The sequence below is a fragment of the Saccharothrix saharensis genome, assembly GCF_006716745.1.
GTDB classification, from domain to species: domain Bacteria; phylum Actinomycetota; class Actinomycetes; order Mycobacteriales; family Pseudonocardiaceae; genus Actinosynnema; species Actinosynnema saharense.
Genome location: NZ_VFPP01000001.1, coordinates 495,522 through 507,928, shown reverse-complemented (window position 1 = coordinate 507,928; position 12,407 = coordinate 495,522). Strand labels below are relative to the sequence as shown.

Genomic DNA, 12,407 nt, shown 5'->3' with positions numbered 1-12,407 from the left:
CCGCCGACCACCCAGGCCGCCGACCACCCAGGCCGACCGCGGGCGACGCCCCGGATGCGGGGGAGCGGGGTCAGCCCACCAGCTCGGGCGGGAAGCCGCCGGTCGCGATCGGCCCCCACCGGTCGACCGTGACGCGGATCAGGGACTTGCCCTGGCGGCGCATCGCCTCCCGGTACTCGTCCCAGTCCGGGTGCTCACCCGCGACGCACCGGTAGTAGTCCACCAGCGGCTCCAGGGCGTCCGGCAGGTCCACCACCTCGGCACGGCCGTCGACCTGCACGTAGGGGCCGTCCCAGTCGTCGGACAGCACGCACAGCGTCACCCGCTCGTCCCGGCGCGCGTTGCGGACCTTCGCCCGCCGCGGATACGTCGACACCACCACCCGGCCCTCGCCGTCCACCCCGCACGTCACCGGCGACACCTGCGGCCGCCCGTCGGCGCGCGCGGTGACCAGCAGGGCACGGTGGCGGGGCCGCAGGAACGCGACCAGCTCGTCTCGGGACACGGTGTCGGCGGTGGCGATCCTCGGCATGCCACCAGCCTAGGAGAAGACCGCCCGGGAGAGGATGACCCGCATGCCCCGCTTCACCGCCCACGACGGCACCACCCTGGCCTACCACGAGACCGGCGACGGCCCGCCGCTGCTGTGCGTGCCCGGAGGCGCCGGCCGCGCCTCGACCTACCTCGGCGACCTGGGCGGCCTGCACCGCCACCGCACCCTGCTGCTGCTGGACAACCGCGGCACCGGCGACTCCGACGCCCCCGCCGACCCGGCCACCTACCGGCGCGACCGGCTCGCCGCCGACATCGACGCCCTGCGCGCCCACCTGGGCCTGGAGCGGATCGACCTGCTCGGCCACTCCGCCGGCGCGGGCATCGCCATGGCCTACGCCGAACAGCACCCCGACCGGCTCACGTCGCTGATCCTGCTCACCCCGGCGCTGCGCGCCATCGGCGCCTCACCCACCGAAGCCGACTGGGGCGAGCACCTGCGCGTCCACGCCGACCAGCCCTGGTTCGCGCAGGCCGCGGCCGCGTTGAAGGCCTGGAGCGACGGGGAGGACACCCCCGCCAACCGGCTCGCCGCCGCACCCCTGTTCTACGGCCGCTGGGACGACCGCGCCCGCGCCCACGCCGCCGCCGAACCCGCCGAAGCCTCACCCGCCGCGCAGGCCGGCTACTCCGCCGACGGCGCGTTCCGACCCGGCCACACCCGCCGCGCCCTGGCCGCCCTCGACCTGCCCGTCCTGGTCTACGCGGGCGGCGCCGACCCCGTGTCCCCGCCGCACCTGGTGCGCCAACTCGTCGACCTCATCCCCGGCGCCACCTACGTCGAGCACCCCGCCGCCGGGCACTTCCCGTGGCTGGACGACCCGGAACTCCTCGTCGAGCACCTGCGCGGCTTCCCGCCCCGCTGACCCGGCTCACGCGTCGAGCAGCGCGGCGACCGCGTCCCACCCCAACGCGGCGCCGCGCGCCACCACCTCACCGAACACCGCCACGCCCAACGCCTCCCGCGCCGCCGCCTCCACCGCCACCACCTCCGGGTCGAGCACCGCGCCCCCGCCCCGCAACCCCCGCGCCGCACCCGCCAACAACGCGGCCCGCGCCGCGTCACCGTCCGCCACCGCCGCGTGCGCCCGCGCGTCCACCACCCGCGCCAACACCACCCGGTTGTCCCACTCCCGCGCCACCGCCACCGCCGACCCCCACGCCCCGGCCGCCGCCACCCGGTCACCACACGCCCACTCCACCAGCCCCGCCACCACCAGGATCGACGCACGCACCTCCTCCGGCCCGAACCAGCCCCGGGGACACACCCGCAACGCCTCCGCGCACCACCGCCGCGCACCACCCAGGTCACCGCGCCGCCGCGCCACCTCCGCCGCACCCAACCACGCCTGCGCCACCGCCTCCACCGCGCCCTGCGACCGCGCCACCACCGCCGCCTCCTCCACGTCGGCCGCCGCACCGTCCAGGTCACCGGACCGGCACTTCCACTCCGACCGGCGGCACAACAGCGCCGCCGTGTGCTCGGTCGCCCCGAACTCCCGCGACAACGCCAACGCCTCGTCCAGGAACCCCACCGCCCCCACCGGATCCCCGTCCTCCCGCGCCGACCCCGCCAGCTGCGCCAACGCCAACGACGCACCCCACCGCTCACCCACGGCCCGGAACCCCGCCAACGCCGCCGCGAACTCCTCCCGCGCCTGCCGCACCCGCCCCTCGTACCGCGACTGGATCCCCGCCCCCAGCAGACCCAACGCCCGGCTCCACGGATCCGGGCCCAACAACCGCTCCCGCACCACCGCCAACCCCGCCACGTCCACCCGCGGCGCACCGTGCGCCATACCCCACAACACCGTCAAGAACGGCCGCGACGGCGGACCCGCCAACCCCGACGGCCACAGCTCCCGCGGCGACGGCGACCCCGGCAACCCCGCCACCCCCGTCGACGACGCGTTCACCAGGCACAACAAGTACTCCTCGGCCAACCCCTCCGGCGGCGTCGGACCCACCGCCCGCACCACCTCCGCCGCCAACGACGCACCCTGCGACCGCAACCCCCGCAACCACAACGGCCACCCCAGATCCGCCGCCAACCGCAACGCCACCGCCCGGTCGTGCCCCACCGCCCACCGCAACGCCGCCACCAGGTTGTCGTGCTCGGCCGCCAACCGCCCCAACCACACCAACTGACCCTCCCCGTACAGGAACGGCGCCGCCCGCGCCGCCAACGCCGCGAAATGCGCCGCGTGCGCCCCCACCACCTCCCGCTCCTCACCCGACTCCACCAACCGCGCCGCGCAGAACTCCCGCACCGTCTCCGACATCCGGTACCGGTCCCCGACCACCTCCACCAACGACTTGTCCGCCAACGACGGCAACACCTCATCCGACCCCGCCACCCCGCACACCGCCGCCGCGGCACCCAACGTCACCCCACCCCGGAACACCGTCAACCGCCGCGCCAACACCCGCTCGTCCTCGTCCAACAACCCCCAACTCCACTCCACCACCGCGTGCAACGTCCGATGCCGGGCCACCGCCGACCGGCTGCCCCGCGACAACAACCGGAACCGGTCACCCAACCGCGCCGCCACCTCCGCCACCGGCAACGACCGCACCCGCGCCGCCGCCAACTCGATCGCCAACGGCAACCCGTCCAACGCCCGACAGATCCCCACCACCACCTCCGCCGTCGCCGGATCCAACCGGAACGACGGGTTCACCGCCCCCGCCCGATCCGCGAACAACCGCACCGCCGCCGACCCCACCCCACCCACGTCCAACGGCGCCACCGGCCGCACCACCTCCCCGGTCACCCCCAACGCCTCCCGCGACGTCGCCAACACCCGCAACCCCGCACACGCCACCAACAACCCACCCACCAACCCCGCCACGTCCTCCACCACGTGCTCGCAGTTGTCCAACACCACCAACACCGACCGGTCCTGCAACGCCGCCACCAACCGCGCCACCGGATCCGCCACCGCCGCCACCCCGTCCTCCCGCAACCCCAACGCCGCCATCACCGCCCGCGGCACATCCCCACCCACCACCGGCGCCAGATCGACGAAGCACACCTCACCCGGCCGCACCGCCGCCGCCTCCACCGCCAACCGCGTCTTGCCCGCACCACCCGCACCCGTCAACGTCACCAACCGCGACGACCCCAACGCCCGCCCGACCAGCCGCACCTCCTCCTCACGCCCCACGAAACTCGTCAACTGCGCCGGCAACACCCGCCGCGCCGCCGGCCGCTCACCCCGCACCACCTCACCGTGCGCCGCCGCCAACACAGGGGAGGGGTCCGCACCCAACTCCCGCACCAACACCCGCCGCGTCCGCTCCACCAGCGCCAACGCCTCCGCCTGCCGCCCCTCCCGGTGCAACACCCGCACCAACCGCGCCACCAACCGCTCCCGCGTCGGATGCGCCGCCACCAACTCCCGCAACAACCCCACCGACGCCCCGTCGTGCTCCTCCACCGCCCGCAGCCGCAACTCCTCCCACCGCGCCACGCACACCGCCGCGAACGGCGCGTCACCCACATCCGGCAACGCCGGACCACGCCACAACGCCAACGCCTCACCCGGCAGACCCCGCGCCACCAACTCCTCGAACCGCAGCACGTCCACCTCACCCGGATCCACCACCAGCCGATACCCGGCGGGGGAGCGCTCCACCTCCACGTCCAGCAACGCCCGCAACCGCGACACCTGCGACTGGATCGCGTTCGCCACCCCCGCCGGCGGACACGGCCCGTACAACGCCTCACTCACCCGGTCGACACCCACCACCCGCCCCGCGTCCACCACCAACACCGCCAACAACGCCCGCAACCGCGGCCCACCGACCCGGACCTCCGACCCGTCCGCACGCCGCACCACCATCGGACCCAACACCCCGAACCGCACCCGCGCATCCTCCCGCACCACACCCCGACGCCGGGGGAGCGCCCGATCAGGCCCGACCCAGGATGTCGGCCACCACACCGGCCTTCGCGTCCGCGTACTGCTGCACGTACACCCAGTCCCGCGCCGCCAACTCCCGCTTCGTCCGCTCGTACAACACCCGATCCGCCACCGAAGCCCGCAACCGGTCCCGGAACGCCACCATCCGCCCCACCTCCGGCTCACCCGCCGTGAACACGTGCAGGTTCACGTTCACGTCCGGCCCCTTGAACATCCGGTGCTGCAACCACTCCGGCTCCCGGATCCGCAGCACGTACCCCACCGCCTCCAACGCCGGCACGTACGACGCCTCATCCGCCGAATCCGCCACCTCCAGCACCACGTCCACGACCGGCTTCGCCGCCAACCCCGGCACCGACGTCGACCCCACGTGCGCCAACCCCACCACCCCGGCACCCAACGCACCCCGCACCCGCTCCGCCTCACGCTCGTACAACGCAGGCCACTCCGGGTCGTAGTCCACCAACACCACCCGACCGTTCACCACCGGCGCCACACCCACGTGCACCGCCCGGATCCGCTCCTCCGACAACCCCACGACCCGCCCCCTCCCACCCGCCGACAGGCCAGCCTAGAACGCTCACCGCGGCAACGGCGACGGCTTTCCCACCGCGAACAGATCACCGTCCGCAGCCACCCGCTCCCGCACCTCGTCAGCCAAGAACACCAGGTCCTCCACCACCCGACACGCCTCCACCTCCGCCCACGACACCGGCGTCGACACCGAAGGCCGCCCACGAGCACGCAACGAGTACGGCGCCACCGTCGTCTTCGCCGGGTTGTTCTGCGACCAGTCGATCAACACCTTCCCCGTCCGCTGCGCCTTCGCCATCCGCCACACCACCTCCTCCGGCCACTCCCGCGCCAACCGCTGCGCCACACCCCGCGCGTACTCCGACGTCCGCTCCGGCGACGACACCGACACCGCCGCGTACACCTGCAACCCCTTCGACCCCGACGTCTTCACCACCGGCACCAACCCGTCCGCCTCCACCACCTCCCGCACCCGGCACGCCACCCGACAACACTCCACCACCGTCGCCGGCTCACCCGGATCCAGGTCGAACACCACCAGGTCGGGGGAGCGCCGCCCACCCCGCGCACCCACCACCCACTGCGGCACGTGCAACTCCAACGCCGCCAGGTTCGCCACCCACACCAACGTCGCCAAATCCTCCACCACCACGAAGTCCGCGTACTCCGCACCCCGCGACGACCCCGGCGTCTCCACCCGCACCGTCCGCACCCACTCCGGCGCGTGCGCCGGCGCGTTCTTCTCGAAGAACGACTTCCCCTCCACCCCGTTCGGATACCGGCGCACCGTCAACGGCCGACCCGCCACGTGCGGCAACAACACCGGCGCGATCCGCGAGTAGTAATCGATCACCTCCGCCTTGGTGAACCCCACCTCCGGGTACAGCACCTTGTCCAGGTTCGTCAGCTTCACCCGACGACCCTCCACCGCCACCACCGCGTCAGCCGCCACCACGCCGCACCTCCCCGGACACCCGATCCGGCCGCAACCCCCGCCACGTCGGGAACCGCCCGGTCGAACCCCGTCCCCACCGACCCCGCGAACACCAACCCACCCCCACCGTCCGGGATGCCCAACAACAACGACCCCACCAGCCCCGCACGCTTGCCCCCACCCGGCCGCCACCCCCCGACCACCACCTCCTGCGTCTCCACCGACGTCACCTTCACCCAGTGCGGCGACCGCCGACCCGGCACATACCGCGAGTCCAGCCGCTTCGCCACCACCCCCTCCAACCCCTGCTCCCGACTCGCCGCCAACACCGCCGCACCCGCACCCGGGAACGCCTTCGGCGTCAACCAATGAGCCCCCCGCACCCCCAACCCCTCCAACAACTCCCGCCGCCGCGCATACGGCAACCCCACCGTGGGGGAGCCGTCCAGGTGCAACACGTCGAACACCAGGAACGTCACCGGCACCCGCCCCACCAACCGCCGCGCCTGCGCCGCCGACGCGTGCATCCGCTCCTGCAACGCACCGAAACTCGGCCGACCACCCTCCAACGCCACGATCTCCCCGTCCAACAACACCTCCGTCGCACCCAACTGCGCACCCAACCCCTGCAACTCCGGATACGTCCCCGTCACGTCTTTGCCCAACCGGCTCGTCAACCGCACCCGCCCACCCTCCACCCGCGCCACCGCCCGCACCCCGTCCCACTTGAACTCGAACGCCCACTCCGACGCGGGCCCCGGCAACTCCACCGCCGCCGTCGCCAACATGGGGGAGACCGACTCCGGCAACGACACCCAACCCGCCCGCACCGCCTCGTGCCGCCGCCGCACCATCCAGTCCCCGCCCGCCCCCTCCGCACCACCAGCCGCACCACGGCGGAAGAACACGAACTCACCCTCCACCCGCGCACCGTGCAACACCACGTCCACCTCGCGGTCGGACCACTTCACCGTCTCGTACCGACCCTGATCCCAGATCACCATCCGCCCCGCCCCGTACTCACCCTTCGGAATCACCCCCGAAAACGACGCGTACTCCAACGGGTGATCCTCCGTGCGCACCGCCAACCGGATCGTCCCCGGCTCCGACGGCAACCCCTTCGGCACCGCCCACGACACCAACACCCCACCCCGCTCCAACCGCACATCCCAGTGCAACCGCGACGCGTGGTGCTCCTGGATCACGAACGTGTCATCACCACCACGCGGCAACACCACCCCCTCACCCGGCACCGGCTCCGGCGTCCGCCCCGCATCCCGCTTCCGCCGGTACTCCGAAAGATCCCCGCCCATCCCCACCGCCACGCCCTCAGGCCGGCTTCGCCTTCTTCTTCGCCGGCGCCTTCCGCTCCGCACCCGCCGACCCCTTCGCCGCCGGCGCCTTCTTCGCCGCGGGCTTGCGCCCCGCCGACTTCCCACCCCGCGCCGACTTCGCCTGCTCCACACTCCGCTCCAACGCCGTCATCAGATCGATCACCTCACCGGACTCCTCGGCCTCCGGCCGCTCCGGCAACTCCGCACCCTCCGCCTTCGCCTCGATCACCTTCTGCATCGCCTCGGTGTAGTCATCGGTGAAATCAGCCGGATCGAACGACCCCGCCATGCTGTCCACCAACGACGACGCCATCTTCAACTCCTGCGGCCGAACCTCCACCTCACCACCCAAGAACTCGAAATCCGGCTTCCGCACCTCATCCGGCCACAACATCGTGTGCATCACCAACACGTCATCACGCGCCCGCAACATCGCCAACGTCTCCCGCTGACGAATCGTGATCTTCACCACCGCCAACTGCCCACTGCGCTCCAACGCCGTCCGCAACAACACATAAGGACGCGTCGCAGCCTTGTCCGGCTCCAGATAATAAGACTTCTGAAAATAAATCGGATCGACCTCGTCCACCGGCACGAACTCCAACACGTCGATCGCGTGATCGGTGTTGATCGGCAACTTGTCGAAATCCTCGGTGTCCAACACCACGACCCGACCGTCGTCCAGCTCGTAACCCTTCGCGATATCGGCGTAAGCGACCTCCTCGCCGCACACCTGGCACACCCGCTTGTACCGGATGCGCCCACCATCCTCCCGGTGCACCTGGTGGAACCGGAAGTCGTGCTCCTCCGTGGCCGTGTACAACCGGACACCGATCGTCACCAACCCGAAGGAGATCGCCCCACGCCACACGGACCTCATGCCACGTGACTACCCGCGAACAGCGCAATCCGCACCAGCACGTCACCCGAACGGGCTAACAACCAGCCGAGCCGGCACCCACCCCGCAGGACCCCCTACTCCCGATGCGGCAACCGCGCCAACGACACATACGTCCGATTGCCCGCCACCGCCGCCCGCCGCTCACGAGCCGTCGCCTCGATGTAGTTCTGCGACGTCGCCAACGACGCGTGCCCCAACAACGCCATGATCTCCGACGCCGACGCACCGTCCTCCGCCAACCGCGTCGCGAACGTGTGCCGCAACGCGTGCAGGTTCGCCCCCGACGGCACCCGGTCGTGCAACCCCGCCCACCGGAAGCACGACCGCACCAAGTACTCCAACCCACCCCGCCCGATCGGCTCACCGTGCCGATCACGCAACAACGCCGACCCCCGATCGAACCGGCCCTGCGGAAAACGCCGCCGACACGACACCAGGTACTGCTCGATGATCCGATCCATCGCCGGCTCGATCGGCACCGACCGATCCCGATTCCCCTTGCCCGCCACGTGCAACCGACGCTCACCCGGCCGACCCACCACCGACGCCAACGTCAACGTCCTCATCTCCGCCGACCGCAACCCCGCCACCAACCCCAACGCCAACACCAGCACGTCCCGCTCCGGCCACGGATCACGACCCCGCCGTGCCCCCTCGGCCGCGGCCGCCAACAACCGCTCCGGCGTGTCCTCACCCCGCAACGGCTTCGGCACCAGCGGCGGCGTCTTCGGCCGCGCCACCGCACCCATCGGGTTGCCCGCCACCAGCTCCTCCGCCACGCAGAACGTCAGGAACTGGTTCCACGTCGACCACGCCCGCAGCACCGACGACTTCGCGTGCGAATCCGCGAACACCCCGAACGCCGCACGCAGGTTGCGCGCCGTCAGGTCCGCCATCACCAGTCGATCCGGGGGAGTGCCCGTCACCTCCGCCAACAACGCCGTGACACCCGCCAGGTCCCGCCGGTACGCCGCCGTCGTGTGCGGCGAATCCTTCCGCGGCCGACGAGCGAGGAAGAACGACTCCTGAGCGGCAAGCACCAACATGTCGATCTTCCTACCGCACCCCACCGACAATCCGCCGCGACCGCGGCCGCCGGCCGGGGGAGCGGCCGCCCGGACCGGCACGCCGCGGACCGGGCGGCCGACGCGAGCAGAGACCGGAAACGGCAGGTCGCGCGGGCACTCGGCGGTCCTGTGCGGTGCCCGGGACCAAGGTGGTGAGACGATGTCCGGGCGTCGAGCACCGCGTGCCCTCGATCCCCAGATCAAGATCAACTCATGGATAATGGCAATTATCCATGAATAGCCGATCCGGAAGGGGTTCGGGCCCCGACCGGGGGATGCCACCCCCGAACGGTCCCGCCGCCGGCCGATCCACCCCCTGGAACGCACATCGTTCGCCGTGCGCACACGCGACCGTCCCGTGCACCCGGTCGAGCCGGTACAGCCCGGAGTCCGGCCGGGTGCGAGGGCCGGACCGCCTTCGATGATCAACCGCTGGCGGGAACTCGGCGTGCGCGCCGGTCCGACATCCTCGGACACCACCCGTGATCCGTCACTGTGACGTTTCTACGGTGGTGTGTCGGCGTGGCCGTCTCGCATCCGCCGTCGGCCTTCCCGGTTCGGCGAGCGACTCGGGCCTTTCCCCGGGCCGCTCGCCGGCCGCCGGTCTCACGGGCGTCGCGCGGCGCGTGCGGCGTGCCGGGCGCGCCGGCGAGGCGTGCGTGCGTCGCGTGGAACGTTGTGTCGTCACGGTGGCTGATCGGCCGGTCTCGTCGCTGTTCCGGCCTCTGTCGACCAGCCTGTCCGTAACGCCGATAATCTACATTATGTTAAGTAAGAGGTTCGGCGACGACCCTGGGCGCTTCCCTGCCCACTCGCCCGGCCTCGGCGGTGATGACGTCACCCCACGTGCGCCACAGGCCGGCGAGCCGTGACGTGACGACGACGCGCTGCACCGCGTTGTCCGGCAGCGGGACCTGCAGCCCGATCGCGTGGTGGCGTTCGTGCGGGCCCGCGGCCTTCTCCAGGACGTCGGCGTCGAAGTCGATCAGCACGCTGCCGTCGGGCAGGTCCGGGATGTCGTCGCCGCAGCCGATGACGCACACCGGTCCCCCGGCGTCCGCGGCGTGGTGTTCGATCTCCGGTCGGACGTCGAGGGTGCGTGCCCGGTCGGTCCACGCGGTGAGGGCGTGGTGTTCGGCTTCGGCGATGAGCGGGTCGTCGCGTTCGAGGGCGGCCCAGACGAGTTCGACGTCGGGTTCGTGGGTCTGGTCGAGGAACTGGCGCATGGTGCGCTTGGCGCCGGCGAGCATCTCCCCCGTGTCCCGGTCGTGGGGTGGTTCGACGGCCCAGGCGGTGAGGTCGAAGCGGGTGGCGAGGCCGTGGCGGCGCAGGCGGTAGCCGAGTTCGATGTCTTCGGTCCCCCAGCTGGTGAAGCGTTCGTCGAAGCCGCCGACGGCGTCGAAGTCGGTGCGGCGCACGGAGAGGTTCATGCCCCAGGCGTAGAGCCAGGGGAACGGGAGGCGGTCGGGCTGGAAGTCGACGGCGGCGAGGGGTTCGTGGCGGATGTCGCGGAAGCCAGGGTGGTGCTGGAAGTCGTGGTGGAGTTGCTTCGGGGTTCGGGTGGTGAGGGCGTCGGCGAGTCCGGGTGTGGGGTCCCAGGGTCGGTAGCCGTGGACGTAGCCGAGGTTGAGGACGGGGTGGGTGGTGTGGGCGTCGGCGTGGGCTCGGGTGAAGTCGGGGCCGGCGAGGGTGCCGCTGTCGAGGAAGGCGAGGACGGGTGCGGTGGTGAGGCGTGCGCCGGCGTTGCGGGCGTGTGCGACGCGTCGGCCGTGGTCGGGTTGGTGGTGGTAGTGCAGGTGGAGGCGGTTTTGGTAGGTGGTGACGACGTCGGCGGTGTGGTCGTGTGAGCCGTCGTCGGCGACGACGACGTCGAAGTCGTCGGGTGGGAGGGTTTGGTCGGTGAGGCTGTCGAGGGTGCGGCGGAGCAGTTCGGCGCGGTTGTAGGTGGGGATGACGACGGAGATCCGCGGGGGCATCCGGGCTCCTCGGGCGCTGGTGGTGCGGGCGCTGGGCGGGAGCGGACTGTATCGGGGTTGTCGGAACCGATACAGCCCCTTGCTTCGGTGGTCAGGCGGTGTGGTGGTGGTGAGTCGGCGGAGCGTGGTTCCTCTTTCGTGGTGTGGGGTCTGTCGGTGCCTGCTTTCGTGGTCGAAGTGCTCATGTGGTGAGCACTTTTGTGGCGAGATTGGGGTCATGCGTGCGGACCGGTTGGTGGCGGTGTTGTTGGTGATGCAGGCGCGGGGGCGGGTGACGGCGGCGGAGTTGGCCGGGGAGTTGGAGGTGTCGGTGGCGACGGCGCGGCGGGATCTGGAGGCGTTGTCGTCGGCTGGTGTGCCGGTGTACCCGCAGCGGGGGCGTGGTGGGGGTTGGCGGTTGGTGGGGCGTGCGCGGACGGATTTGAGCGGGTTGACGTCGGCGGAGGCGCGGGCGTTGTTCTTGTTGGTGGGGCCTGCGGCGTCGGTGTCGGGGTCGCCGGAGGTGCGGGCGGCGTTGCGGAAGTTGGTGCGGGCGTTGCCGGAGACGTTCCGGGAGGGTGCGCGGGCGGCGGCGGACGCGGTGGTGGTGGACGTGGCGGCGTGGGGTGGGGTGGGTCGGGTGCGGCCGGGGTTGGTGGGTGTGTTGCAGGAGGCGGTGGTGGGGCGTCGGCGGGTGGTGTTGGTGTACGAGGGGCGTGGGCGGGTGCGGTCGGAGCGGGTGGTGGAGCCGTGGGGGTTGGTGGACAAGGGTGAGGTTTGGTACTTGGTGGCGGGGACGGGGGCGGGTGAGCGGACGTTCCGGGTGGATCGGGTGGTGTCGGTCCGGGTGACGGATGAGGTGTTCGTGCGGCCTGAGGGGTTCGATCTGGCGGTGGCGTGGGAGGGGGTGGTGTCGGAGGTGGAGCGGCGGCGGTCGTCGGTGTCGGCGGTGGTGTCGGTGGAGTCGCGGTTCGCGCGCGTGCTGGGTGATCAGTTCGGGCGGCATTGCGAGGTGGTGGGTGAGGGTGGTGGGCGGTCGCGGTTGCGGTTGTCGGCGGCGACGCCGTTGATGATCGCGCAGGTGTTGGCGGGGTGGGGTGGGTTGGTGGAGGTGGTGGAGTCGGTCGAGGTGCGGGCGGAGTTGGCGCGGTTGGGTGCGGAGTTGGTGGCGTTGTACGGGGGTGGGTGAGGGTGCTCGTCCCCC

The 12,407-nt window shown here is 71.8% G+C and carries 10 protein-coding genes; 2 read left to right on the top strand and 8 right to left on the bottom strand.

The features are described from left to right. Positions 1-70: 70 nt before the first annotated feature. Positions 71-532, bottom strand: coding sequence for a PPOX class F420-dependent oxidoreductase (locus FHX81_RS01730; protein WP_141974894.1), 462 nt, complete (start codon positions 530-532; stop codon positions 71-73). A 43-nt stretch (positions 533-575) separates the two neighbouring features. On the opposite strand from FHX81_RS01730, the gene FHX81_RS01725 reads away from it, so the two are divergent. Beyond that, positions 576-1,418, top strand: a complete 843-nt coding sequence (locus FHX81_RS01725; RefSeq protein ID WP_141974893.1) for an alpha/beta fold hydrolase — start codon at positions 576-578, stop codon at positions 1,416-1,418. A gap of 6 nt (positions 1,419-1,424) precedes the next feature. Here FHX81_RS01725 and FHX81_RS40215 read toward each other — a convergent pair whose 3' ends face one another. The 7 genes from FHX81_RS40215 to FHX81_RS01685 all read right to left on the bottom strand — a co-directional run bounded on the left by FHX81_RS40215 (position 1,425) and on the right by FHX81_RS01685 (position 11,224). Next, positions 1,425-4,421 (bottom strand): AfsR/SARP family transcriptional regulator, encoded by a 2,997-nt coding sequence (locus tag FHX81_RS40215; protein WP_170231884.1) that lies wholly within the window; start codon positions 4,419-4,421, stop codon positions 1,425-1,427. A gap of 46 nt (positions 4,422-4,467) precedes the next feature. Next, positions 4,468-5,016, bottom strand: coding sequence for a GrpB family protein (locus tag FHX81_RS01710; protein WP_211363347.1), 549 nt, complete (start codon positions 5,014-5,016; stop codon positions 4,468-4,470). Positions 5,017-5,058: 42 nt separating this feature from the next. Further along, positions 5,059-5,967 carry a non-homologous end-joining DNA ligase gene (gene ligD / locus FHX81_RS01705; RefSeq protein WP_425473795.1) on the bottom strand — a complete coding sequence of 303 codons (909 nt, stop codon included), beginning with the start codon at positions 5,965-5,967 and terminating at the stop codon, positions 5,059-5,061. Further along, entirely contained in the window at positions 5,922-7,259 is a 1,338-nt protein-coding gene (locus FHX81_RS01700; protein ID WP_141974890.1) for a DNA polymerase ligase N-terminal domain-containing protein, read from the bottom strand. The genes ligD and FHX81_RS01700 overlap by 46 nt, the downstream gene beginning before the upstream one ends. A gap of 16 nt (positions 7,260-7,275) precedes the next feature. Then, entirely contained in the window at positions 7,276-8,160 is an 885-nt protein-coding gene (gene ku / locus FHX81_RS01695; protein ID WP_141974889.1) for a non-homologous end joining protein Ku, read from the bottom strand. A 95-nt stretch (positions 8,161-8,255) separates the two neighbouring features. Then, positions 8,256-9,227, bottom strand: a complete 972-nt coding sequence (locus FHX81_RS01690; RefSeq protein WP_141974888.1) for a tyrosine-type recombinase/integrase — start codon at positions 9,225-9,227, stop codon at positions 8,256-8,258. Positions 9,228-10,015: 788 nt separating this feature from the next. Continuing rightward, complete coding sequence (locus tag FHX81_RS01685) at positions 10,016-11,224, bottom strand: glycosyltransferase (protein WP_170231883.1); 1,209 nt, start codon at positions 11,222-11,224, stop codon at positions 10,016-10,018. Positions 11,225-11,441: 217 nt separating this feature from the next. Here FHX81_RS01685 and FHX81_RS01680 point away from each other — a divergent pair, with 217 nt between their 5' ends. Further along, complete coding sequence (locus tag FHX81_RS01680) at positions 11,442-12,392, top strand: helix-turn-helix transcriptional regulator (protein WP_141974886.1); 951 nt, start codon at positions 11,442-11,444, stop codon at positions 12,390-12,392. Positions 12,393-12,407 lie beyond the last annotated feature (15 nt).